Source organism: Sphingopyxis sp. BSNA05 (assembly GCF_013265645.1).
Taxonomy (GTDB): domain Bacteria; phylum Pseudomonadota; class Alphaproteobacteria; order Sphingomonadales; family Sphingomonadaceae; genus Parasphingorhabdus.
Genome location: NZ_PYIA01000148.1, coordinates 33,778 through 56,736, shown reverse-complemented (window position 1 = coordinate 56,736; position 22,959 = coordinate 33,778). Strand labels below are relative to the sequence as shown.

Genomic DNA, 22,959 nt, shown 5'->3' with positions numbered 1-22,959 from the left:
GCCCCTGCGAAGGCAGGGGCCCATCTCGGAAACGATCAGCTGAACACAATGGCCAAGAATTATCGGCTCAAGCAGGTCTAAACACTGACCATTGGGGGTAGACGCAATATCAGGAGATGGGCTCCTGCCTGCGCAGGAGCACAAACCCTACTCCGCCAGGAACCAGCGGCCCTCGAATATCACGCCCTTGATCCCGACTTCGCGCAGCTTCGCCGCGCCGCCGGCATAGGGATCGCGGTCGAGCACAGTGAAATCGGCTTTCTTGCCGGTGGCGATACTGCCGACCATCGCATCGAGGCCAATCACCTGCGCCGCCTCGACGGTGATTGCGCGCAGCGCCTTGTCGAGCGAGAGCCGCTCCTTCGGTGCTTTCACATTGCCGTCGAGGGTGATCCGGTTGCTCGCCACCCAGGCGAGATAGAGCGGGTCGATCGGCGCCATGTTGAAGTCGCTGTGCAGGCCGAGCGGCACGCCCTTGCGCTCGAGTGAACCGAGCCGGCTCATCTGCGCGGCACGGTCGGGGCCCATGCCGGTCTTTGCATAGGCATCGCCGAGGATGCGGATATAGTTGGGCTGGGCGGAGACATAGAGGCCCATATCGCCGATCCGCCGGTTCTGCGCCTCGGTCGAATAGCCGAGATGCTCCATGACAATATTCTGGCCGTTGCGGAGGGCGAGCTTTTCGGTGATGTCGAGCACCACATCGAGGCCACGATCGCCGTTGACATGGGTGTGCAGGTTCCAGCCGGCGTCCCAGAAACGCTCGGTCTGCTTGAGCAACTCTTCCGGTTCGGTCAGCCACTTGCCCTCGTGGCCGTCGCTGTAGCCGGGCGGGTTCATCTGCATATATTGGGCGAAAAAGGCGCCGTCGGCGAACAGCTTCACCCGGTTGGAGAAGAAGAATTTGGGGCTGTCATATCTGGCTTTCATATCCTTGAGCCAGACATTGGGATCGCCGGTCACCAGCGGCGCAACGGGGATGGCGAGAATTCGCGAAGGCGTGGTCGGCTGATCGTAGAGGCTCTTGAACAGAGCCGACTCCATCGCCGGTCCGCCAAAGCCACCAAATGCCAGATCGGCGCTCGTGGTGACGCCATTTTCCAGCATCATCTGGCGCATGTCGGCCAGACCCTGCTGCACCTTGGCGGGCGAGAAGAGATAGGGGCGGAGCATTTCGATGCCGTTGAACAGGGCGGTCTCATGGATGATACCGCTGGCATAATCGGCATGGCCGGGGTCGATAGCGGCTTGCTGAACGCGGCGGTGAAGGCCGCTTCATCGCCGATGCCGAGCAGGGTCAGCGCCTTGCTGTTGGCGATGATCTCGTGGAAGCTGCGCTGCCAGATGACGACCGGCCGGTCGGGCGCGATGCGGTCGAGTTCGGCGCGGTCCATGTCGCCGTGGAACAGCTTGTGATGGCCCCAGGTGATGAACAGGGCGTCCTCGCTCTTGGCCATTTCCGCGCGCAGTCGCTCTTCATATTGCGCTTTGCCGCGGGCCGCAGGGTAGGTCTTGCCGGGGAGCTTCCACTCTTCCGGGCTGATGAACGGCATCGGCAGCATCATGATCGTCTGCATCGGATGGACATGCGGCTCGACAAAGCCGGGCATCAGAATCTGCTTCGCAAACTGCCGGTCGACGGTGACCTCCCGGTCCCTCGTCCATGCTTCCAGATCTTCCAATGTCTGGCCGAGACCGAGGATGATGCCGTCAGCGGTGGCGACATAGCGGGCCTCGGGATAGCCAGGCTCCATGGTGATGATCTTCGCGGCTTCGAAGATGGTCACTTCGGGATAGGGGAGGGCCGCGGGTACCTCTTCGGCCTGCGCGCCACTTGCCAACAGCAGCGTCAGCGCTGCCCCGATGGACGATATGAATTTCAGCATGTCTCTCTCCCTATTGCGGGAGTGATTATGCGCTCGGCTCCGCCTTGGCAACCGTCAGCTTGCTCGCCTTCACATGTTCGCGCCAGGCAATGAACAGGCCCGATCCGATAATCACCGGCGCGCCGAGCCAGATCGACAGGCCGGGATATTGGTCGAAGATGACGATGCCGAAGAAGCTCGCCCAGATCAGCGCGCTATAGTCCATCGGCACGATCGTCGAGACCGGCGCGTAGCGCAGCGACTGGGTGATGCACAGCTGCCCCAGCGCGCCGAATATGCCGATGCCGAGCAAATAGCCCCAGGTCTTGGCGTCATGGCCGCCGCCGTAGATGAAGGCGCAGACGGTGAGCGCGGGCAGGGTGTAGACCGAGAACCAGAAGATTGTGACGACGCTGGTCTCTGTGCGGCCGAGCATGCGGATGACCATGGTGACCGCCGCCGTGACCAGTGCGCCGCCAAGCGCCACCGCTGCGCCGAAAGCGGGGATCAGCGATCCACCTGGCTGGACCACGATCAGCACGCCGACAAAGCCGATCAGGATCGCCGACCAGCGCCTGATGCCGACCTTTTCCCGCAGGAATATCGCCGCGAACAGGGTAGCGAAAATGGGAACGGTGAAGCTGATCGTCGTGGCGTCGGCGAGGGGCAGCAGGGTCATCGCCCAGAAGTTTAGACCCATTGCGAAAATGCCGAGAGCCGAGCGCAGGATATGGAGCTTGTGCTTGTTCGAGACGATCGACGGCCAGCCCTCCCGGCTCCGCATGATCAGAAAGCAGATCAGCGGCATGGCGATCAGCTGGCGGTAGAACAGGCTTTCGGTGACATGCACACCCTGCTCGCCGGCCAGTTTGACGAAGGCGAACATGACCGCGAGCGAGAGCATCGCGGCCAGACGCGTGAGGATACCTGCCATCGGCCGGTTCTGTCCGGCGGCACCGTCATTGCTCATGCAATATTGCCACAAAAGATAGGGGAAGAGCGGTTGTGCATTGTTGCGGTAAATAGCATATAGCCCGCAAAAGCAATCAGGAGTCTTTCAATGCGCACTGTTACCCATGTCTTGGCTTCCGGAGGAACCGCAGCAGCGGCCCGCCAGAGCGATATTTTCGATCCCAATAATGGCGGTATCCAGGGCAAGGTCGATCTCGGCGATGCGGCGGTGCTCGACAAGGCGGTGGATGCGGCGCTCGCGGCCCAACCGGCCTGGGCGGCCACCAACCCGCAGCGGCGCGCGCGGGTGATGTTCAAGTTCAAGGAACTGGTCGAGGCCAATATGGACGAACTGGCCCATATGCTCTCGATCGAACATGGCAAGGTGATCGCGGATTCCAAGGGCGATATCCAGCGCGGTCTCGAAGTGATCGAATTCTGCTGCGGCATCCCGCATGTCCTGAAAGGCGAATATACTCAGGGTGCAGGCCCCGGCATTGACGTCTACTCGATGCGCCAGCCGATTGGCATCGGCGCCGGCATCACCCCGTTCAACTTCCCGGCGATGATCCCGATGTGGATGTTCGGCCCGGCGATCGCGACCGGTAACGCCTTCATCCTGAAACCGTCCGAACGCGATCCTTCGGTGCCGGTGCGGCTTACCGAATTGATGCTCGAGGCCGGTTTGCCGGAAGGCATTTTGCAATGTCTGCATGGCGACAAGGAAATGGTTGATGCCATTCTTGATCATCCTGCCATTGGCGGCATCAGCTTTGTCGGTTCCTCCGATATCGCCCATTATGTCTATCAGCGCGGTGTCGCGGCCGGCAAGCGGGTCCAGGCCATGGGTGGCGCGAAAAACCACGGTATCGTCCTGCCGGATGCGGACCTCGATCAGGTCGTGAATGATCTGTCGGGCGCTGCTTTCGGGTCGGCCGGCGAACGCTGCATGGCGCTGCCGGTGGTTGTGCCGGTGGGCGAAGACACCGCCGATCGTCTGCGCGAGAAAATGATTCCGGCGATGGAAGCGCTTCGGGTCGGCATTTCGACCGACGAGGAAGCCCATTATGGTCCGGTCGTCAATCCGGCGCACAAGCAGCGGGTCGAGAACTGGATCCAGACCGGGGTCGACGAAGGCGCGGAACTGGTCGTCGACGGCCGCGGCTTCTCGTTGCAAGGCCATGAAGACGGCTGCTTCATCGGGCCATCCCTGTTCGATCATGTCAAACCGGAGATGGAAAGCTACAAGGAAGAGATTTTCGGCCCCGTGCTGCAGATCGTCCGCGCAAAGAATTTCGAGGAAGCGCTCGCGCTGCCGAGCCAGCATCAATATGGCAATGGCGTCGCGATCTTTACGCGCAACGGCCACGCGGCGCGCGAATTTGCCAGCCGCGTCAATGTCGGCATGGTCGGCATCAACGTACCGATTCCTGTACCGGTCGCCTATCACAGCTTTGGCGGCTGGAAACGTAGCGCCTTCGGCGACACCAACCAGCACGGCATGGAAGGCGTGAAATTCTGGACCAAGGTCAAGACCGTCACCCAGCGCTGGCCCGACGGCACAGCCGACGGCGGCAACAAGGATGCCTTTGTCATTCCGACCATGGGGTAAACGCTCGGTAAGGCTTGCAAGCCGCAGAGTTCCAAATCAGGACAAGCCGCCCGAAATGCTGGAAATTCCGGTCTTTCGGGCGGAAATGGTTATCATGGCTACCCACTCGAAATTGATCCCGGTGCCAAATTGCTAGCGCTGGCACCCAGACTGTTCCTGCCGTCGCTATTGCTGGCGATCGCTCTGTTCGCCTTCTGGCGTCCGGACCATGGTGCAAGCGAGGTTATGGCGCTGCCCGCGCCGGTTGCCATGTACGACAAGCGCATCGCCTTCAGTTTCGACGATGCGCCACGCGGCAAGGGCGCTTTCTTGGAACCGGACGAGCGACCGAAGCTGTTGATTGAGGCGCTGAAAACGGCGGGCATCGATCAAGCCGCCTTCTTCATTAACTCGGGCCGGATTACCGCCAATGACAATGACGCCGCCGATATCGAGGCTTATGCGGCGGCCGGCCATGTTCTTGCGAACCACACGGCCAGACACAGCAAACTGTCGTCGGTTTCGGTCGAAACATTTCTCGCTGATATTGATGCGGCGGAAGTCTGGCTGAAGGGCAAACCCAATTACCGCCCGTGGTTCCGCTTCCCGTTCCTTGATGAAGGACGGAAAAACAGGGCGAAGCGCGATGCGGTACGGACCGGTCTGAAAAAGCGCGGTCTGATGAACGGCTATGTGACGGTCGATGCGTCGGACTGGTATCTGGAGGATATGGCGATCTCGGCGGCCAGAGCAGGAAAGATCATGGACTGGAACGCTCTGCGTGACCTCTTCGTCGAATCCTATACGCAATCGGCCAATTTCGCGGACGACTTGGCCAGGCGAACGCTGGGTAGAGCGCCGGTGCAGATGATATTGCTGCACGAAACCGATCTCTCCGCGATGTTCGTCGACGATCTGGCAGCAGCGCTCAAGGCGGACGGCTGGACGATTGTCACCGCCGACGAGGCCTATCGCGACCCGATTGCCTTTATGGAGCCGGATGTCGATTTTGCCGACGGGACCCGTACCCAGATGCTGGCGGCCGAGCGCAATATCGGCAATCGCTGGTATGAGCGCAATGATCAAAAGTAGCAAAAAGCTATTTGCCGAGCGGGTCTTGCGCGACTAGACCCCGGTGCATGAAAGCAACCCGTTCCCCATGTGATATCCTCGGGTCTACCGTCCTGTCTACAACAGTATCGCCTGTGGCACGACGTCCCGACCTTGCAAATATCGCCTACAGCAACATATTGCTGGTATAGCGGGACACAGAATCAACCGCCGCCGACGTGGCATCGAACAAGAAACAGATATGACCCAATTTTCCCTGACCGAAGACCAGCTTGCCATTCAGGAAATGGCGCAGAAATTCACCGCTGATGCGATAACGCCGCACGCGGCTGAGTGGGATGAAAAGCATGTCTTCCCGCGCGACACGATCAAGCAGGCGGCCGAACTGGGCTTTGGCGGGATCTATGTCTCCGAGGAATCCGGCGGCATCGGGCTTGGGCGGCTGGAATCGGCGATCATCATGGAAGCGATGGCTTATGGCTGTCCTTCGACCAGCGCTTTTATTTCAATTCACAATATGGCCAGCTGGATGATCGACACATTCGGCTCCCAGGCGGTGAAGGACAAATTTTTGCCCGATCTTGTGCCGATGGAGAAAATCTCGAGCTATTGTCTCACGGAAGCCGGAGCGGGATCCGACGCGGCCTCGCTGAAGACCAAGGCGGTGCGTGACGGTGACGACTATATCGTCAACGGCTCGAAACAATTTATCTCCGGCGGCGGCGAGAACGAGATTTACGTCACGATGACGCGCACATCCGATGACGGCGCAAAAGGCGTGACCTGCCTCGTCATCGAAAAGGACATGGATGGCGTCAGCTTCGGCGCAAACGAGAAAAAGCTCGGCTGGCACTCGCAGCCCACCGCGCAGGTCAATTTTGACAATGTCCGGGTGCCCGTTGAGAACCGTGTCGGTGACGAAGGCGAGGGGTTCCGTATCGCGATGGCGGGCCTCGATGGAGGGCGTCTGAACATCGGAGCCTGTTCGCTTGGTGGCGCGCAGCGCTGTCTTGATGAAGCTGTCGCCTATACCAAGGAGCGCAAGCAATTTGGCAAGGCGATCAGCGATTTCCAGAATACCCAGTTCACGCTCGCCGATATGGCGACCGATCTGGAAGCTTCGCGGGCGCTGCTTTATCTCGCTGCGGCGAAGGTGACCGAAGGCGCGCCGGACAAGACGAAATTCGCGGCCATGGCCAAACGGCTGGCGACGGACAATGGCAGCAAGATTGTTAATGACGCGCTGCAGCTCTTTGGCGGCTATGGCTATTTGCAGGACTATCCGATCGAGCGTTTCTGGCGCGATCTGCGGGTCCACAGTATTCTCGAGGGTACCAACCAGGTTATGCGGATGATCGTTTCGCGTGAACTGCTGCGGCAATAGGAATAATATGACAGAAGATCTGATTATCAAGAAAACCGGGCGGGTTGGCCATATCAGCCTGAACCGGCCCAAAGTGATCCATTCGCTCAATCTCGACATGTGTCTCGGGATGATCGACGCGCTGCAGGCATGGCGCGACGATGATGAAGTCGAAGCGGTGATCATCGACCATAGCGAGGGTCGGGGCTTCTGCGCCGGCGGCGACATCGCCATGCTGCGCGCGTCCGGTATGAAGGACGGCAAGGAAGGGCGGGAATTTTTCTACAAGGAATATCAGCTCAACCATCTGATGTTCGAATATCCCAAGCCGATTGTCGCCTTCATGAACGGCATCACCATGGGTGGCGGTGTCGGCATCTCGCAACCGGCGAAATATCGCGTAGCGACCGAATATACGCGCTTTGCCATGCCGGAAACAGGTATCGGACTGTTCCCCGATGTCGGTGGCGGCTGGTATCTGTCGCGGCTCGTCGGACGGCTGGGCCAGTTCCTCGCGCTCACCGGCGCGCGGCTTGACGGTGCCGAGTGCAAGGAAATCGGTCTCGCGACCCATTATCTGGAATCGGACGTGCTGGAAGAGGCCAAGCAGCGGATTTCCGAAAAGCCGGACCGGATCGAGGGTATATTGGGGCAGCTGTCGGGCAATATTCCCGAAGCTCGGATCGCCAAAAATCTCGACAAGATCGACAAGTTCTTCGCCTCCGACCGGTTTGAGGACATTTTGGCGGCGCTGGAAACCGATGACAGCGAATGGGCGGCCAAGGAACGGGACACGCTGGGCACCAAAAGCCCGCAGACCTGCAAGGTGGCCCTGCGCCAGCTCAGGGAAGGCGCGGCGATGGACAGCTTTGCCGACGAAATGCGCAACGAATATCGCATCGGCTATCATGTGCTGGTGATGCATGATTTCCTTGAAGGCGTGCGAGCCTTGATTGTCGACAAGGACAATGATCCGAAATGGGATCCGGCGACGCCAGAGGAAGTGACCGACGAGTGGATTGATGCGATTTTCGCGCCCTGCCTGCCAATGAAGAATGGAAGCCCCTATGACTTACGAAACAATTCTTACCGAGAAAAAGGGTGCCGTCACCCTGATCACGCTCAATCGTCCCAAGTCGCTGAATGCGCTGAACAGCCAGGTGCTGGACGAACTGATCGACGCTTTTGCCGCGTTTCAGGCCGACGAGACGCAAAATTGCGCCGTCCTGACCGGTTCGGGCGACAAGGCTTTTGCCGCCGGTGCCGACATCAAGGAAATGTACGACAAGTCCGCGGCCGATTTCTATCTGGAGGATTTCTTCGCCAAATGGACCAGCCATATCGTAAAAGCGACCCGCAAGCCGTGGATCGCCGCGGTCAACGGTTTCGCTCTGGGTGGTGGCTGTGAACTGGCGATGATGGCGGATATCATCATTGCCAGCGACAAGGCGAAATTCGGCCAGCCGGAAATCAAGCTCGGCGTGGCTCCCGGAATGGGTGGCTCCCAGCGTCTGACCCGCGCGGTCGGCAAAGCGAAATCGATGGACATGTGCCTGACCGGCCGGATGATGGACGCCGAGGAAGCCGAGCGCTCCGGTCTGGTGGCCCGCGTTGTGCCGCATGACGAATTGCTCGACGAGGCGCTCAAATCCGCTGCGATCATTGCCTCGATGCCGCCAATGGCGATTCAGGTGAACAAGGAAATGGTCAATGCGGCGTTCGAGAATAATCTTGAGCAGGGTCTGGTCCACGAGCGCCGCCTGTTCCAGATCCTGACCGCCACCGAGGACAAGACAGAGGGCATGGCTGCTTTCATCGAGAAGCGTGAAGGCCAATGGAAGGGGCGCTAGAAATAGCGGTTTCTACTTCGCACGGCTTGGTGACTTTTCATCGCTGAATACTACTGGAGACTATAATGAAAATCGGATTTATCGGCCTTGGCAATATGGGTGGCGGCATGGCTGCCAATCTCGCAAAAGCGGGGCATGAGGTCCATGCCTTTGATCTGTCCGGCGAAGCGCTTGCAAGGGCCGGCGAGGCTGGCTGCCATCCGGTGAGCGACGCCGCACTAGCAGTCCAGAATATGGAAGCCGTTGTGACCATGCTCCCGGCCGGCACCCATGTCCGCAAAGTCTATGAATATGAAATCATCATCAACGCCAATCCCGGCACCTTGGTGATCGATTGCTCCACCATCGACGTCGACAGCGCGCGGGACGTTGCCACGATGGCGGAAGCCAAAGGCCTTGTGCCCGTGGACGCTCCGGTGTCCGGCGGGATCGCAGCGGCCAATGGCGGCACGCTGACCTTCATGGTCGGCGGCAGCGACGAAGGCTTCAAGCGGGCCGAACCGATCCTGTCCGATATGGGCAAGGCGGTGATCCACGCCGGCGGCAATGGTGCGGGGCAGGCGGCGAAAATCTGCAACAATATGTTGCTCGGCGCGTCGATGATCGCGACCTGCGAGACGTTCAAGATGGCTGAGAAGCTCGGCCTCGATCTGCAGAATTTCTATGATATTTCTTCCAAGGCTTCGGGTCAAAACTGGTCGATGACCAGCTATTGCCCGGTACCTGGCGTTGGACCGCAGAGCCCGGCCGACAATGGCTATGAAGGTGGCTTCGCGGCTGCGCTGATGCTCAAGGATTTGCGTCTGGCGATGGAAGCGGCACAAAGCGCCGGCGCGGATGTGCCAATGGGCGCAGAAGCCGCGAAACTCTACGAGAAATATGCCGAGGAACAGGGGCAGGGTGGTAAGGATTTCTCGGGCATCATCAATATGATAGACAAAGGCTAAGCATATATGCCGCCGCTGTGGATGATGATCTGCGGGCTGTCGGGTACGGTTGCCCTGATCTCGGAGATCGGCAACCGGCGGCGCAGCAATCGTCGTGATATTGAAGATGTCGGCTTCATGCCGTGGTCAACCATCACCGCTCTGGCGTTGCTGACCTTCGGCATCTCGATTGCCTTCGGACTGGGAATACTCTCGACCGAGTGAGCGGCTGACTAGAGGCAGGCTTCCAGCAGCGGTTGATCAAAGCCATATTGCCGTGCTTTATCGAGCGTGTAGGGGCGCAGACCGGCAGACTGATATTCACCGATGATCTTTCCGTCGGCATCCTCGTCGATATACTGATATTTGAACAATTCCTGGGTGACGATAACATCGCCCTCCATCCCGATCACCTCGGTGATATTGGTGGTGCGGCGTGAACCGTCGCGGAGACGCTTCACCTGCACGATCAGATCGACGGATTCAGCTATCTGGCGAGAGATGGCTTCCTTCGGGATCTTGATGTCGCCCATCAGGATCATGTTCTCCATACGGCCGAGACATTCGCGCGGGCTGTTGGCGTGAAGCGTACACATGGAGCCATCATGGCCGGTGTTCATGGCGGCCAGAAGGTCGAAACATTCCGCGCCACGAATCTCACCAAGGATGATCCGGTCGGGCCGCATACGCAGGGCGTTCTTGACGAGATCGCCGATGGTGATCGCGCCTTCGCCTTCAAGGTTCGGCGGACGGGTTTCCAGCGGCAGCCAGTGTGGCTGCTGCAGGCGAAGCTCGGCGGCATCCTCGATCGTCAGCACGCGCTCGCCGGGATCGATCATCTTCGACATGGCGTTGAGCATCGTCGTCTTACCCGACCCGGTACCGCCCGAGATAACGACGTTGAAACGGCATGCCCCGGCAATTTTCAGCGCCGTGCACATGTCGTCGGACATCGATCCGAAGCCCTTCATCATGTCGAGCGTGATCGGCTTTTCGGAGAATTTACGAATCGAGATCGCGGTGCCCTTGAGGCTCAGCGGCGGTACGATCACGTTCACACGTGAGCCGTCCTTCAGACGGGCATCGGCAAGCGGTGTGGTCTGGTCGACTCGGCGGCCGACCTGGTTGACGATCCGCTGGGCGATCTGGAACAGATGTTCCTCGTCACGAAACTGGATCGGTGCGATTTCCAGCTTGCCCTTGATTTCGATATAGGTCTGTTCCGGACCATTGACCATGATATCGGAAATATCCGGATTGCTCAGCAGCTCTTCCAGCGGACCAAAGCCGAGCAGCTCGTCGACCAGCACTTTTTCCAGCGCAAATTGTTCACGCCGGTTCAGTGTCAGCTTGAGCTCGGTCAGCACTTCCATGATGATCGGGCGGAATTCTTCGGTCAGTTCTTCCTTGTTCAGGGTCGCGGCGGCTTCCGGGTCGACGCGCTCGAGCAGGCGCGGGAGCACCTGTTCCTTGATCTTGTGGACCGAGGCGCCGAAGCCCTCTTCCTTGTCTGTATCTTCAGCCAGAGGTTGGGACCGTTCGGACAGTCGGGCCATCGCTTCGCTTTGTGAAGAAGGAGGCGAGGATGGCGTTTCTTCGTCGATCAGGGGTACAGATTCGAGCGGCGGAAACTGGTTGCCACCCAGATTGTCGTCGCGATTTTCAGAATCGGCGGTTTTCTTGCCGCCGCCGGTCATTGGCTTCGCTACGCCAAAGGACGGTTTCCCGCCACCCAGTCCATTTTTCTTGCCAAATGCGCTCATTCTGTTCTGTCCGATATGTCTAATGTCACACGATCAAGGCCCTCTTTCCCCGAAAATGGTTAATAAACTGGTAAATTAGTATGATTGCAGCGTGATGATTGCTCCTGCAATTTTGTGACTTGTGCCGCGCAGAGCAGCGGCTAAGCCGTCCATATGGGCAAGGAACGAAATTTTGACTGCTGACCATTCTCGCGAACGGACGGCTGCAGCAGGGGGCATCACGCTCGCGCTGGTGGCCTTTGCCGGTTTCCCGATCGGCGATGCGCTGATCAAGTCGATGGCCGGTGATTGGCCCGCGCCGGCCGTAGCGGCGCTTCGCTTCTCAATTGGCGCGATGGCACTGGCGGTGATATTGTTCATGCGCGAAGGCCGACGCGGCTTTCAGGTCAACCGGCCGTGGCTCCATGTCGCGCGCGGATTTGCGCTATTTGTCGGAACGATCAGCTTTTTTCCGCCATCTATATCATGCCGCTGGCTGATGCGGTGGCGATATCCTTCGTCAATCCGATCCTTACCGCATTATTCTCCGGCTGGTTCCTTAAAGAGAAAATGCCGCCCCGGACTTGGGTTGCAACGATCGTTGCTTTTGCCGGGGTGCTGATCATGCTCCGTCCCAATGTGGCCGCCTTCGGCTGGGTGGCCATATTGCCGCTGATTTCCGCCTTCGCCATGTCGACGATGCTGATCCTCAACCGCATGGTATCGACCCAGCGGTCGATATTCGCGGCGCAGTTTTATATCGCTTTCTGGGCAGCGATTTTCCTGATTCTCGCTTCGCTGCTTGGCCACTGGCTGGTTCCCGTCATGGCCGTCCCGGGTCCACCGGACTGGGATGTGGTCCTGCGCTGCCTGTTGGTTGCCCTGACGGCGACGGGCTGCCATTTTCTGCTGTTCATGGCAACGATGCGAACGACCGCGGCGGCGATTGCGCCGATCGTCTATATCCAGCTGCTGATCGCGACAGCCATCAGTGTCTTTGTCTTTGATGATCCGATTGACCGGACCGCGATGTTCGGGGGCTTGCTGATAATATTCAGCGGCTTGCTGCTCTGGCGCAGTTCCCGGAAAGCGACAACGGTGCTGGAAGCCTAGGCGAATGGCATGATCCGGCGAGAAATCGCGCCGGTCAGTTTTCGGCTTAGCCGGGGCAGTCTGCGGTTCGTGACCGTGTTTCTCTAGTCGCGCAGCGTCCTGCCGTGTCGATAATAGTCCACAATCGCGTCTGCCGCATATTCGGCTCCGTCCCGGATATCATCGCCCAGTGCGTCGCTGGTCAGTTTCTTCTGGATCTCGATATATTGGGGGTGAAGATCGCGCGCGCGCGCCACGGCGGCGAATATCTCGGCCGGGTCCTCGATGACCTCTCCCATTTGCCAGAACAGGTAATTGGGGTTGTCGCGCCAGTCGATCTTGTTGAAATTGAGGAATACACATGGTCTGGGCCGGGCGGTAAATTCATAGACCTGACTGCTGACATCCCCGATGTAGATATCAGCTGCGACCGTATAGCTGTTATCAAGCAGCCGGTCGGAGCAGGTGTCGATGAGTATTGAATCCGTGCTGCGGTTTTCCCATCGCTGCCGGGCACTGGCAGACCGCCTGCGGAACATTTTCACGTGCGGCGCCACAATCAGATTAAAGATATCCTGACCGGCGAACTGGTCCAGCATGGGTTCGATCGCCTGCCGCCAGGAAGACTGTTTCCGGTCCTTGTGCGGATTGTAGATGACGGTCGGCCGGGCGGTATCGAACAGGGCCTGTTGGCCCTCGCGCAGCCGTTCCGTGACGTCGGTTTTCAGATAGCCGGTCGTTCTGATCGCGGCGGGCTGGCCCAGTCCCTGTTCGACATATCTCTCCGCCGTCTTGGTACCGTGCGGTAGCAGCAGGTCGAACTCCGCGATGCGGGGATGCCAGGCGACGTCCCGGTCGCCCGCGCCATGGCTCTTGAATACGAAAAGCGGACGGTCCGATTTGCGCCTCTTGGCAAGCCAGGCGACCGTATTTTCAACCGAGACGATGACGTCATAGGACAGGAGCTCCCGCATATTCGCGCGCATCACCTGGTTTTTGCCATGCCGAGGATCCGGATCGACTGGATAAGCCAGCCCAGGAAACCCCGTTTCAGGCGCTTCGCCGGCACCGGGGCAACGCCATTTGCAGCGGCTATCCGCTCCAGATGCTCCGGCACGGTCGGGTCATTATAATAGGCGACGACATCGCATCCCCCTCGCTTGGCAAGCGCCAGAGCTATGGTGTAGCGTGATAAGTTTGATACGCTTCTGCAATGAACAGGAAGGCAATTTTCATAGAAATGGGTCCATTATGTCCGGCGGGTTTCGCCGGACAAGATTTTCTGTTGGTCGGATTGCAGGTGTACTGTTGAATAACAAGATTATTATCGGGGTTCGATCTTTTTTCGAGTCCAACAGTTCGCTTAGCCGCGTTGTTAGGAATCTTGGCTGGTTGCTGGCCGGAAAGGGCTTCGGGGCAGTTCTCAGCCTGTTCTATCTGGCATTGGCCACGCGGCTGCTCGAACCGGCCGGGTTCGGATATTTCACGCTGATCCTGGTGACGGCGCAGGTGGCTTCAGCCTTTGTTTCCTTTGAAAGCTGGCAACTGGTCATCCGTTTCGGCAGTCAGCTGCAGGCCGGTAAGGCAGATGGCGACGTCAACCGGCTTGCCGCATTCTGTCTGTTGCTGGATATCGGTTCCGCTCTGCTCGGCATTTTGCTGGTTACGGGTTTGATATTGATATTCGCGGACCAGTTCGGCTGGCAGGATGACATGATTGGCATGGCGATCCTGTTCGCGATAGTCAGCCTGCTTAGCGTACGGTCCTCGGCAATCGGAATATTGCGCCTGTTCGACCGTTTCCGGGACGGCGCACTGGCCGCTGCCATGACGCCACTGGCGCGATTTGGCGGCGCCCTGCTGGCCTGGACTTTCTCGCCCGATATCAAGGGCTTCCTGATTGCCTGGGCAGCGGCGGAAATTCTTACCTGTGTGGCTTATTGGGTTACGGTCCGGCTGGTCACGCCCGTCCGTTTTACCGGTCTCCGCCTTTCCGAAATCGTTGCGATACCGAAAAGCTTCTCGCAATTCTTCAGCTTTCTCTGGATCACCAATCTCGGCACGACCGTCAGGTCCATCGCCCAGCAGGTGCCCTTGCTGGTCGTCGGCTTCTTTGTCGGTCCTGCTGCTGCCGGTCTGTTCCGGTTGGCCTATCAGCTGAAAGACGCGGTCGCGCGGCTCGCCGATATGCTCGGCCGGGCCGTTTATGCCGAACTGAGTGCGGTGGACTCGCACGAGGGCGGTGATGCCCGCAAAACGCTGTTCGCGCAGACCAGCCGCATATCCGCCATTGGTTCAATATTACTGGTGATAATCGCCGTTTTTCTCGGCAAGCCGGCGTTGCAGCTAATTGCCGGGGAAGCGTTCCTGCCCGCCTATCCGATATTGCTGGTATTGTCTTTGGCCGCCGCGGTCGAGCTATGGGGCGTCAATTTCGAACCCAATCTGATGGCCGCTGGCCGCCCGAAGGCCATTCTCTGGATCCGTACAGGTGCTGTGACGGTTTTGCTGAGCCTGATGGCAGTTCTGATACCGGGGCAGGGCGGTCTTGGCGCGGCCTATGCGATATTGGCATATAGCCTGTTGGCCAATCTGGCATTGTGGATGTTCACCCGCTATTCCGACTGATAGCGGGTGACAGGATATTCGTTCAGCTGACCGCTTCGGCCAGAACCGTCAGGCCCTTCTCGTCAACCTGGGCAAAGCCGCCCTGCACGGAAATCGTTTCCGGCGTAGCGCCTTCGCTGGCGTAGACGAGCAGGTCGGCATCACGGACCGTCGACATGACGGGGGCATGATCGGCCAATACGCCGAAATCACCCTCGGTACCGGGCACAACCACCATGAATACATCTTCCGACCGGACGAGTTTCTCTGGGGTTACGAGTTCGAAATGTAGATCTGCCATTTTAATTTCCGATAACTTAAATTTCGTTTGTCACTTGGGTATTGGGTCTGAAGCTTCAGTAACGATCAGAATCTGTGAATTCACTTCTTCTGATGTGCTTATTTTAGTCTCAAGATGAACTGCAGGCATCAACAATTGAGGGCTGGCTCTAACATCCCAAAATAAAACGGATCACCATCAGGAGTTTCGGGTTCTCCCTGCTGCCAAGGGCTTTTTGGGCCTTCGTACAATTGCATCAATGACGTCCGCACATCTTCGGGAGATGGAGCGATCGCTGTCACGACACATTTTCTTGCGACCTTATCGTACGCGAGCCAAACTTGTCCTTCCGGCGTATCCAAAGCTAAATACCTACTTTGCTCAGACATCTCTCCGGCTAAAGACGACAAATCGGCGGGCAAAGCTTTGTGCTCCGCAATACCAGTCAGTTCCGGATTGAACGGCATGTTCAATCCTTCGGTCGGTCTTCCCGAAGCGGCTCCAATACACCCCATAAGTTGAGACATCAAAACACCTTCTGCAAGGTTGTCAGGATGCCTCACGCCGGGAGCGATTTGGGCTACCACAGAGGTGCAGCTGAACAGGCCAATAAGAGCAACAAATGATCTAACTAACCTTCCCACAATCAAGCAGCTTCAGCAGCCATTTTCTTGCCTTTTTCGATCGCTTCTTCGATGCCGCCGACCATGTAGAAGGCGTTTTCCGGAAGATGATCATATTCGCCGTCGACAACTGCCTTGAACGATTTGATCGTGTCTTCGAGATCAACGAACTTGCCCGGGATGCCGGTGAAGACTTCCGCAACGTGGAACGGCTGCGACAGGAACTTCTGGATCTTACGGGCGCGTTGAACGACCAGCTTATCTTCTTCGGAAAGCTCGTCCATGCCGAGAATGGCGATGATGTCCTGCAGGGATTTATATTTCTGCAGCGTTTCCTGGACAGCACGGGCCGTATCATAATGTTCCTGGCCTACAACGCGTGGCTCCAGAACACGCGAGGTGGAGTCGAGCGGATCAACAGCCGGGTAGATGCCCAGCTCCGAAATCGCACGGTTCAAAACGGTGGTTGCGTCGAGGTGGGCAAAGGATGTTGCCGGTGCAGGGTCGGTCAAATCGTCGGCAGGAACATAAATGGCCTGAACCGATGTGATCGAGCCCTTGTTGGTGGAGGTAATACGTTCCTGCAATGCACCCATGTCGGTCGACAGGGTAGGCTGATAGCCCACAGCCGAAGGAATACGGCCGAGAAGTGCGGACACTTCCGAACCGGCCTGGGTGAAGCGGAAGATGTTGTCGATGAAGAACAGAACGTCCTGGCCTTCGACGTCACGGAAATATTCCGCCTGGGTCAGGCCGGAGAGAGCCACACGGGCACGCGCTCCTGGAGGCTCGTTCATCTGGCCGAAGACCAGCGCCACTTTCGAGCCTTCCGACTTTGGATTGCCGTCGGCATCCTTGGCGATAACGCCAGCGTCGAGAAATTCGTGATAGAGATCGTTACCTTCACGGGTACGTTCACCAACACCGGCGAAAACGGATGTACCGCCATGGCCTTTTGCGATGTTGTTGATCAGTTCCTGAATAAGCACGGTCTTGCCCACGCCGCGCCGCCGAACAGGCCGATCTTGCCGCCCTTTGCATAAGGTGCGAGCAGATCGACAACCTTGATGCCGGTGACCAGAATTTCATTCTCGGTCGACTGGTCGACGAAAGCAGGGGCTTCCGCGTGAATTGGAGCCGTGGTCTTGTTGCCGATCGGGCCGCGTTCGTCGATTGGCTCGCCGATCACGTTCATGATTCGGCCGAGCGTTTCAGGTCCAACAGGCATCTGGATCTGCGAACCAGTGGCTGTTACTTCCTGACCGCGGGTCAGACCTTCGGTCGCATCCATGGCGATGGTACGAACGGTGTTCTCGCCGAGATGCTGTGCAACCTCGAGCACCAGCCGGTTGCCGTTATTATCGGTTTCCAGAGCCGAGAGAATTGCCGGGATTTCCGTATCAAAGGTGACGTCGACGACTGCGCCGATGACCTGTGAAATGCGGCCTATATTCTTGGTTTTTGCCATTTTGCTTACCTTCTTGCCTTAATTCAAATTTTCAAGATGCTTCACTGTGCACCAAAGTTTTCCGTTGTAATTCTTAGCCAAAATTATCCGTTTTTCCCAAGGCCCAAAAGTCTCTTCAATGCTATCATCGCTCCCAACAGTTCGTTCTCTGAAAGAACATTGGGCAATCTTTTGGTCTGCATCCACTATCTCACAGCTAACATTGTCTTTCTCGTAAAATGTCCGATGGGACGGTTCCGAGCATCCATCAACCGAGCATGCGCAACTTTCTCCGTTGACCGCATCATTCGAAAAATCATAGTCTAATTCACTACGACTTGTCGGCAATGCGTTTGCGACTTTGATAGTTTGGCCTATTTCGTCTGAATAATCTTGTTCTTCCTTTCTATCGCAAGCAATAGTCAAACAGAGCATCAATCCGATCATCGGAATTCGATGCTTGAGATCAATCACTACTATAGCGCTTCAGCGCCAGCGATGATTTCAATCAATTCGGTGGTAATCGCGGCCTGACGGCTACGGTTGTAAATAATCGTGAGGTTGTCGATCAGGTCGCCGGCGTTGCGGGTCGCATTGTCCATGGCGGTCATCGACGCACCCTGTTCCGACGCGTTATTTTCCAGCAAAGCGCCGAAAATCTGGGTGGTCAGATTGCGTGGCAGCAATTCGGCGAGAATTTCCTCCTCGTCCGGTTCATATTCGACCGCGCCGCTGGTTTCGGCCACTGTACCTTCGGCAACCGCGATCGGAATGATCTGCTGGACCGTCGGTTCCTGTACCAGTGCGGACCTGAACTTGCCGTAGAACAGGTGGGCGACGTCAAATTTGCCTTCTTCGACCAGCGTCGTAAGGTCCTCGGCAATAGCCTTGGCTTCTTCAAAGCCGGGCGCTTTGACATTGGACGTGTCGAAATGCTTCAGAATCTGGCCGGGATAGAAGCGCTTGATGATCGGAATGCCCTTGCGGCCGACCATGTAGAAAAGCACTGTACGGCCTTCGCCGATCAGACGCTCCGCCGTCAGGCGCGCTTCCTTGACGATATTGGCGTTGAAGGCACCGCAAAGACCACGATCCGAGGTCGCGACCACCAGCAAATGGGTGTCCAGCTTGCCGGTGCCCGCCAGCAGTTTCGACGAATTTTCGTCGATCGAAACCTTGGAGGCGAGACCCCCCATCACCTTTTCCATTTGCTCGGCATAGGGACGCGCGGCTTCGGCTGCCATTTGCGCACGGCGCAATTTGGCAGCAGCCACCATCTTCTTGGCCTTGGTGATCTTCTGCGTCGATTTCACCGACGCGATACGATCTTTCAGTTCTTTCAAACTAGCCATATTGGCTCCTTAATTCGTCCTGCCGGACAGCTCCGGCATCCCATCACTTCTGTTTTGGCAACAGGAGCGATCAGGCAAATGTCTTGCCGAATGCCGCCAGAGCCGCTTCGAGCGCAGCCTTGGTGTCATCCGCCAAGTCACCGCTTTCACGGATGGTTTTCAAAATGTCGGCATGTTCGCTGCGCAAATGGGCCAGCATGGCTTCTTCGTAGCGCACAACATCGTCAACTGCGACGGTATCAAGATGCCCGTTGGTACCGGCATAGATCGACGCGGTCTGCTCTTCAAAAGGAAGCGGCGAGAATTGCGCCTGTTTCAGAAGCTGGGTCAGGCGTTCACCACGAGCGAGCAATTTCTGCGTCGATGCGTCGAGGTCCGAACCGAACTGCGCAAAGGCCGCCATTTCGCGATATTGTGCAAGATCGAGCTTGATCGAACCCGAAACCTTTTTCATCGCCTTCGTCTGTGCAGCGGAACCCACACGGGAAACCGACAGACCCACGTTAATTGCGGGACGGATGCCCTGGTTGAACAGGTCGGTTTCGAGGAAGATCTGGCCGTCGGTGATCGAAATCACGTTGGTCGGAATATAGGCCGAAACGTCACCAGCCTGGGTTTCGATGATCGGCAATGCGGTCAAAGAACCCGAACCATTGTCTTCGTTCATCTTCGCGGCACGTTCGAGCAAACGGCTGTGCAGATAGAAAACGTCACCAGGATAGGCTTCACGTCCTGGAGGACGACGCAGCAACAGGGACATCTGGCGATAGGCCACAGCCTGTTTGGACAGATCGTCATACACGATACAGGCGTGCATTCCGTTATCGCGGAAATATTCGCCCATCGTCACACCGGTATAAGGTGCGAGATACTGCAGCGGTGCAGGCTCGGACGCGGTTGCAGCAACCACGATCGAATATTCCATCGCGCCATTTTCTTCGAGGCTCTTGACGATCTGTGCGACGGTCGAGCGCTTCTGGCCGACAGCTACGTAGATGCAGTAGAGCTTCTTGCTTTCGTCATCACCGGCATTGACCGTCTTCTGGTTGATGAACGTGTCGATGGCGACGGCGGTCTTGCCGGTCTGACGGTCACCGATGATCAGCTCGCGCTGGCCACGGCCAACAGGAACGAGAGCGTCGAGCGCTTTCAGGCCGGTCTGAACGGGTTCGTGAACCGATTTACGCGGGATGATGCCCGGCGCCTTGACTTCCACACGGCTACGCTGGGTGGTTTTGATCGGGCCCTTGCCGTCAATCGGGTTGCCGAGGCCGTCAACGACGCGACCCAGCAATTCCTTGCCGATCGGAACGTCCACAATGGTGCCGGTCCGCTTGACCACGTCGCCTTCTTTGATTTCAGCGTCAGAGCCGAAGATCACGACGCCGACATTGTCCGCTTCGAGGTTCAGCGCCATGCCCTGAATACCGTTCGAGAATTCAACCATCTCACCGGCTTGCACCTGGTCGAGGCCGTGAATACGGGCAATACCGTCACCGACGGCAAGCACGGTTCCGACTTCGGAGACCTGGGCTTCATTGCCAAAATTGGCGATCTGGTCCTTGATGACCTTTGAAATTTCTGCGGCGCGAATATCCATGTGTATCTTCCTTTAGCCCTTCATGGCCTGCGATAGGGTGTTCAAACGGGTTTTAATCGAGCTGTCGATCATCTGGCTGCCGATCTTAACGACCAGACCGCCCAAAATGGACGGATCGACGGCGGTGGAAACGCTAACATCGCTTCCCACACGTTTCTTGAGCTGCGCCTTGAGCGCATCAATCTGTTTGTCATCCAGCGGATGGGCCGAGGTCACTTCGGCGGTAATTTCGCCGCGATAGCCAGAAGCCAGCGTCGAAAAGGCGCGAATGACGGCGGGGATCTGGTCCAGCCGGCGATTGGCAGCCAGCACGCCAAGTACATTGGTCGTCAGCTTGTCGAGGCCGAGGCTCTTCGCGATTGCAGCGATTGCCTTGCTGGCATCGTCACGCGACAGGACCGGACTTTTCGTCAGTTCCTTCAGGTCGTCCGATTCGGCGAGGGCTTCGCTCAACGTGTTGAGGCTGGCCTGCACCGCGTCGATGCTATTCGTTTCTTGTGCGAGAGCGAACAGAGCAGTGGCGTAACGCCCCGCTAAACTCGCTCTGATGCCGCTGGATTGATCCACGCGTTTGCTACTCCCTGACCGTTTATATGGTCTGAAAACCGTTCATGAAATGGTCCGCTTTCTGGCCGGAAATCCTGCGATTCCGCCCACGGATGCGCGGCGTCTAGCAACCATTTTGCTGCGAGGCAAGACGGCTTTGGGAATCATTTTCGCGGAAAGCCGAACCGGCAGTTTTTGCGACTTTCATTGTTGCGCGCATAATATTTGGCTTTGAACGCAAGATACGGGAAGCCGCATGGGGCAGGGTGATTTAAATTCGGACCGATAGCAAGAACGGGAGTATTTCCATGACCTGTCAGATGACCGGATTGAACCCGGATATTGCCAGACCCTTTGCAGAGGCAAGCGCGGAAAAGCTTTCGGCGCTGGGTGCGGTCCGAATGACGGCGACCAGCAAGCCGGGCTTTCCCTGCCGCATATCTCTGGAAGACGCCGAAGTGGGCGAAGAACTGATCCTGTTCCACCACATATCCCATGATGTCGATTCTCCTTATCGGAGTTCCTATGCTATATTTGCCAGAACGGGGCTGACGGCGGCGGCGCGATACACCGACAGTATTCCTCCGGTTTTCGCAGGCCGCACATTGGGCATGCGCGCTTTCGGCACGGATGCGATGCTGAAAACCGCCAGCCTCGCATTGCCCGGCGAGGCGGACCGCGCGATCCGTCAGCTGTTTGAACTGGACGAGCTTGCCTATATAGACGTGCATAACGCAGCCCATGGATGTTTCGTCGCGCGGGTGGAGAGGTTTGAATCGTGAACCAGAAAATTGTGGATGATGCCCGGGCGTGGGCGGCGATGCAGGCCCGCGATCGCAGTTTCGACGGAAAATTCGTCACCGGCGTGCTGAGTACCGGCATCTATTGCCGTCCCTCCTGCGCCGCCCGCCATCCCAAACGGGAAAATGTGCGCTTCTTTGCCAGAGCGGAGCAGGCAGAGGCGGCGGGGCTCAGGGCCTGCCTGAGATGCCGTCCCAATGATATTGCCAGGGACGAAGCCGCAGTCAAGCTGGTGATCGATGCCATTCGCGCTGCGGAAACCGCGCCCAGGCTGGACGAACTGGCGAACCTGACAGGCTATTCGCCGACCCATCTCCAGCGGATTTTCAAACGCGAAACCGGATTGTCGCCCGCCGCTTACGCACGGGCCTTGCGGTCCGAGCGGGTCAAACATGCGCTGGACGGCGGTGCAACGGTAACCGATGCGATTTACGATGCCGGTTATGGCTCGGCTTCGCGATTTTACGAGGAACGCAAAATGGGCATGAAACCGGGCGTCTGGAAAATGGCGGGGCAGGGGTGACGGTGCACTGGTCCGTCATCGACACCTCGCTCGGCGCGATGATGGTGGCCGCGACCGACAAGGGCGTCTGCTGCCTGTCTTTTAACGAGGACGAGGATGCATTGCGCAAACGGTTTCCGAAAGCGGACTTGCAGCAGGGCGGTGCCGCGTTCGCAGCCTTGTTCGAGCAGGTGGTGGCGCAGGTCGAAACGCCCGGTCGCCCGCATAATATTCCGCTCGACGTTCAGGGCACCGCCTTTCAGGAAGCGGTCTGGCAGGAATTGCGCAAGATACCCGAAGGCGAAACCCGCAGCTACGCCGATATCGCGGCTGCTATCGGCAAGCCGAAAGCGGTGCGCGCTGTGGGCAGCGCCAATGGCGCAAACCATGTCGCCGTCCTGATCCCCTGCCACCGGGTGGTGCGCAGCGACGGCACGATGGGCGGCTATGCCTACGGGCTGGAAATCAAGAAAATGCTGCTGGAAAAAGAGCGCGACTGAGGATTCCGGCACCGGACTGTATCAAAATCCGATATGATCTGGTGCGGCAGACTTCCGGTCTTCCGGCGTGCATCTGCGAGCGCCATGGCCTGCCGGCGGCGGATTTTCTGCAACAACTGATGAACGCATATCTCAGTCCGAAGCGTTTCCGGAACAGGGGCGAATGAATCTATATGGGTAAATCAGTTCTGGCCTATTGGCCTTAATTATTATCGCGTTTGCCGTAACCAAATCCAGATGACCTAATATC

The 22,959-nt window shown here is 57.8% G+C and carries 22 protein-coding genes and 3 pseudogenes; 11 read left to right on the top strand and 14 right to left on the bottom strand.

The window, feature by feature from the left end:
• Positions 1-147 precede the first annotated feature (147 nt).
• From C8024_RS17785 to C8024_RS17775, 3 genes are read right to left on the bottom strand one after another with little or no spacing between them, the layout of a single operon-like run.
• Positions 148-1,173 carry an amidohydrolase gene (locus C8024_RS17785; RefSeq protein WP_173207635.1) on the bottom strand — a complete coding sequence of 342 codons (1,026 nt, stop codon included), beginning with the start codon at positions 1,171-1,173 and terminating at the stop codon, positions 148-150.
• Positions 1,107-1,886 (bottom strand): amidohydrolase family protein, encoded by a 780-nt coding sequence (locus C8024_RS17780; protein WP_173207632.1) that lies wholly within the window; start codon positions 1,884-1,886, stop codon positions 1,107-1,109. The genes C8024_RS17785 and C8024_RS17780 overlap by 67 nt, the downstream gene beginning before the upstream one ends.
• A gap of 25 nt (positions 1,887-1,911) precedes the next feature.
• Entirely contained in the window at positions 1,912-2,835 is a 924-nt protein-coding gene (locus C8024_RS17775; protein ID WP_173207629.1) for a DMT family transporter, read from the bottom strand.
• 90 nt (positions 2,836-2,925) lie between these two features.
• On the opposite strand from C8024_RS17775, the gene C8024_RS17770 reads away from it, so the two are divergent.
• The 7 genes and pseudogenes from C8024_RS17770 to C8024_RS17740 all read left to right on the top strand — a co-directional run bounded on the left by C8024_RS17770 (position 2,926) and on the right by C8024_RS17740 (position 9,842).
• A complete protein-coding gene (locus tag C8024_RS17770) occupies positions 2,926-4,428 on the top strand; it encodes a CoA-acylating methylmalonate-semialdehyde dehydrogenase (RefSeq protein ID WP_173207626.1) in 1,503 nt (500 codons plus the stop codon).
• A 129-nt stretch (positions 4,429-4,557) separates the two neighbouring features.
• Entirely contained in the window at positions 4,558-5,499 is a 942-nt protein-coding gene (locus C8024_RS17765) for a polysaccharide deacetylase family protein (RefSeq protein WP_173207623.1), read from the top strand.
• Positions 5,500-5,719: 220 nt separating this feature from the next.
• On the top strand, positions 5,720-6,862 hold the full coding sequence (locus tag C8024_RS17760) for an acyl-CoA dehydrogenase family protein (protein ID WP_173207620.1): 1,143 nt from the start codon (positions 5,720-5,722) through the stop codon (positions 6,860-6,862).
• A gap of 7 nt (positions 6,863-6,869) precedes the next feature.
• Positions 6,870-7,912, top strand: a pseudogene (locus C8024_RS17755) (enoyl-CoA hydratase/isomerase family protein).
• Entirely contained in the window at positions 7,909-8,691 is a 783-nt protein-coding gene (locus C8024_RS17750; RefSeq protein WP_173207617.1) for an enoyl-CoA hydratase-related protein, read from the top strand. Before C8024_RS17755 ends, C8024_RS17750 begins: the two are co-directional and overlap by 4 nt.
• A gap of 62 nt (positions 8,692-8,753) precedes the next feature.
• Positions 8,754-9,638, top strand: a complete 885-nt coding sequence (gene mmsB, locus C8024_RS17745; protein WP_367947422.1) for a 3-hydroxyisobutyrate dehydrogenase — start codon at positions 8,754-8,756, stop codon at positions 9,636-9,638.
• 6 nt (positions 9,639-9,644) lie between these two features.
• Complete coding sequence (locus tag C8024_RS17740; RefSeq protein WP_100094257.1) at positions 9,645-9,842, top strand: hypothetical protein; 198 nt, start codon at positions 9,645-9,647, stop codon at positions 9,840-9,842.
• A gap of 8 nt (positions 9,843-9,850) precedes the next feature.
• Here the strand turns inward: C8024_RS17740 and C8024_RS17735 are convergent, their stop codons facing one another.
• Entirely contained in the window at positions 9,851-11,380 is a 1,530-nt protein-coding gene (locus C8024_RS17735; RefSeq protein WP_100094258.1) for a CpaF family protein, read from the bottom strand.
• Between the two features lie 75 nt (positions 11,381-11,455).
• Positions 11,456-11,740 carry a hypothetical protein gene (locus C8024_RS17730; RefSeq protein WP_173207611.1) on the bottom strand — a complete coding sequence of 95 codons (285 nt, stop codon included), beginning with the start codon at positions 11,738-11,740 and terminating at the stop codon, positions 11,456-11,458.
• A 36-nt stretch (positions 11,741-11,776) separates the two neighbouring features.
• On the opposite strand from C8024_RS17730, the gene C8024_RS17725 reads away from it, so the two are divergent.
• Positions 11,777-12,472, top strand: coding sequence for a DMT family transporter (locus tag C8024_RS17725; RefSeq protein ID WP_367947420.1), 696 nt, complete (start codon positions 11,777-11,779; stop codon positions 12,470-12,472).
• Between the two features lie 83 nt (positions 12,473-12,555).
• Here C8024_RS17725 and C8024_RS17720 read toward each other — a convergent pair whose 3' ends face one another.
• The gene (locus C8024_RS17720) at positions 12,556-13,425 is read right to left on the bottom strand and encodes a hypothetical protein (RefSeq protein ID WP_173207604.1); all 870 of its coding nucleotides are present in this window, start codon (positions 13,423-13,425) and stop codon (positions 12,556-12,558) included.
• An 11-nt stretch (positions 13,426-13,436) separates the two neighbouring features.
• A complete protein-coding gene (locus C8024_RS22630; protein WP_302051654.1) occupies positions 13,437-13,568 on the bottom strand; it encodes a hypothetical protein in 132 nt (43 codons plus the stop codon).
• Positions 13,569-13,702: 134 nt separating this feature from the next.
• On the opposite strand from C8024_RS22630, the gene C8024_RS17715 reads away from it, so the two are divergent.
• Positions 13,703-15,079 (top strand): lipopolysaccharide biosynthesis protein, encoded by a 1,377-nt coding sequence (locus tag C8024_RS17715; protein WP_302051653.1) that lies wholly within the window; start codon positions 13,703-13,705, stop codon positions 15,077-15,079.
• Between the two features lie 22 nt (positions 15,080-15,101).
• Here C8024_RS17715 and C8024_RS17710 read toward each other — a convergent pair whose 3' ends face one another.
• The 7 genes and pseudogenes from C8024_RS17710 to C8024_RS17680 form a co-directional block, all read right to left on the bottom strand.
• A complete protein-coding gene (locus C8024_RS17710) occupies positions 15,102-15,359 on the bottom strand; it encodes an ATP synthase F1 subunit epsilon (RefSeq protein ID WP_173207598.1) in 258 nt (85 codons plus the stop codon).
• Between the two features lie 128 nt (positions 15,360-15,487).
• Positions 15,488-15,805: a hypothetical protein gene (locus tag C8024_RS17705; RefSeq protein ID WP_217272290.1), complete on the bottom strand. Its 318-nt coding sequence runs from the start codon at positions 15,803-15,805 to the stop codon at positions 15,488-15,490.
• Positions 15,806-15,984: 179 nt separating this feature from the next.
• Positions 15,985-17,429: pseudogene (gene atpD / locus C8024_RS17700) on the bottom strand (F0F1 ATP synthase subunit beta).
• 18 nt (positions 17,430-17,447) lie between these two features.
• Complete coding sequence (locus C8024_RS17695) at positions 17,448-17,882, bottom strand: hypothetical protein (protein ID WP_173207592.1); 435 nt, start codon at positions 17,880-17,882, stop codon at positions 17,448-17,450.
• Positions 17,883-17,884: 2 nt separating this feature from the next.
• Positions 17,885-18,760 (bottom strand): F0F1 ATP synthase subunit gamma, encoded by an 876-nt coding sequence (locus C8024_RS17690; protein WP_173207589.1) that lies wholly within the window; start codon positions 18,758-18,760, stop codon positions 17,885-17,887.
• A gap of 70 nt (positions 18,761-18,830) precedes the next feature.
• Entirely contained in the window at positions 18,831-20,360 is a 1,530-nt protein-coding gene (gene atpA / locus C8024_RS17685) for a F0F1 ATP synthase subunit alpha (protein ID WP_173207586.1), read from the bottom strand.
• Between the two features lie 12 nt (positions 20,361-20,372).
• Positions 20,373-20,927: a F0F1 ATP synthase subunit delta gene (locus tag C8024_RS17680; protein WP_100094267.1), complete on the bottom strand. Its 555-nt coding sequence runs from the start codon at positions 20,925-20,927 to the stop codon at positions 20,373-20,375.
• Between the two features lie 287 nt (positions 20,928-21,214).
• On the opposite strand from C8024_RS17680, the gene C8024_RS17675 reads away from it, so the two are divergent.
• Positions 21,215-21,688: a DUF1203 domain-containing protein gene (locus C8024_RS17675; RefSeq protein ID WP_173207583.1), complete on the top strand. Its 474-nt coding sequence runs from the start codon at positions 21,215-21,217 to the stop codon at positions 21,686-21,688.
• A 38-nt stretch (positions 21,689-21,726) separates the two neighbouring features.
• Positions 21,727-22,709 (top strand): annotated as a pseudogene (locus C8024_RS17670) (bifunctional transcriptional activator/DNA repair enzyme AdaA).
• The last annotated feature ends 250 nt before the right edge of the window (positions 22,710-22,959 follow it).

Excerpts from the sequence above, each read along its gene's own strand:
- C8024_RS17785 (WP_173207635.1), bottom strand. The coding sequence starts at position 1,173 with ATGCTCCGCCCCTATCTCTTCTCGCCCGCCAAGGTGCAGCAGGGTCTG.
- C8024_RS17780 (WP_173207632.1), bottom strand. The coding sequence starts at position 1,886 with ATGCTGAAATTCATATCGTCCATCGGGGCAGCGCTGACGCTGCTGTTG.
- C8024_RS17775 (WP_173207629.1), bottom strand. The coding sequence starts at position 2,835 with ATGAGCAATGACGGTGCCGCCGGACAGAACCGGCCGATGGCAGGTATC.
- C8024_RS17770 (WP_173207626.1), top strand. The coding sequence starts at position 2,926 with ATGCGCACTGTTACCCATGTCTTGGCTTCCGGAGGAACCGCAGCAGCG.
- C8024_RS17760 (WP_173207620.1), top strand. The coding sequence starts at position 5,720 with ATGACCCAATTTTCCCTGACCGAAGACCAGCTTGCCATTCAGGAAATG.
- C8024_RS17750 (WP_173207617.1), top strand. The coding sequence starts at position 7,909 with ATGACTTACGAAACAATTCTTACCGAGAAAAAGGGTGCCGTCACCCTG.
- C8024_RS17740 (WP_100094257.1), top strand. The coding sequence starts at position 9,645 with ATGCCGCCGCTGTGGATGATGATCTGCGGGCTGTCGGGTACGGTTGCC.
- C8024_RS17735 (WP_100094258.1), bottom strand. The coding sequence starts at position 11,380 with ATGAGCGCATTTGGCAAGAAAAATGGACTGGGTGGCGGGAAACCGTCC.
- C8024_RS17730 (WP_173207611.1), bottom strand. The coding sequence starts at position 11,740 with ATGAACAATATCACCGCCAGTGCCATCGCGCCAATTGAGAAGCGAAGC.
- C8024_RS17720 (WP_173207604.1), bottom strand. The coding sequence starts at position 13,425 with ATGCGGGAGCTCCTGTCCTATGACGTCATCGTCTCGGTTGAAAATACG.
- C8024_RS17715 (WP_302051653.1), top strand. The coding sequence starts at position 13,703 with ATGTCCGGCGGGTTTCGCCGGACAAGATTTTCTGTTGGTCGGATTGCA.
- C8024_RS17710 (WP_173207598.1), bottom strand. The coding sequence starts at position 15,359 with ATGGCAGATCTACATTTCGAACTCGTAACCCCAGAGAAACTCGTCCGG.
- C8024_RS17705 (WP_217272290.1), bottom strand. The coding sequence starts at position 15,805 with ATGCCGTTCAATCCGGAACTGACTGGTATTGCGGAGCACAAAGCTTTG.
- C8024_RS17690 (WP_173207589.1), bottom strand. The coding sequence starts at position 18,760 with ATGGCTAGTTTGAAAGAACTGAAAGATCGTATCGCGTCGGTGAAATCG.
- atpA (WP_173207586.1), bottom strand. The coding sequence starts at position 20,360 with ATGGATATTCGCGCCGCAGAAATTTCAAAGGTCATCAAGGACCAGATC.
- C8024_RS17675 (WP_173207583.1), top strand. The coding sequence starts at position 21,215 with ATGACCTGTCAGATGACCGGATTGAACCCGGATATTGCCAGACCCTTT.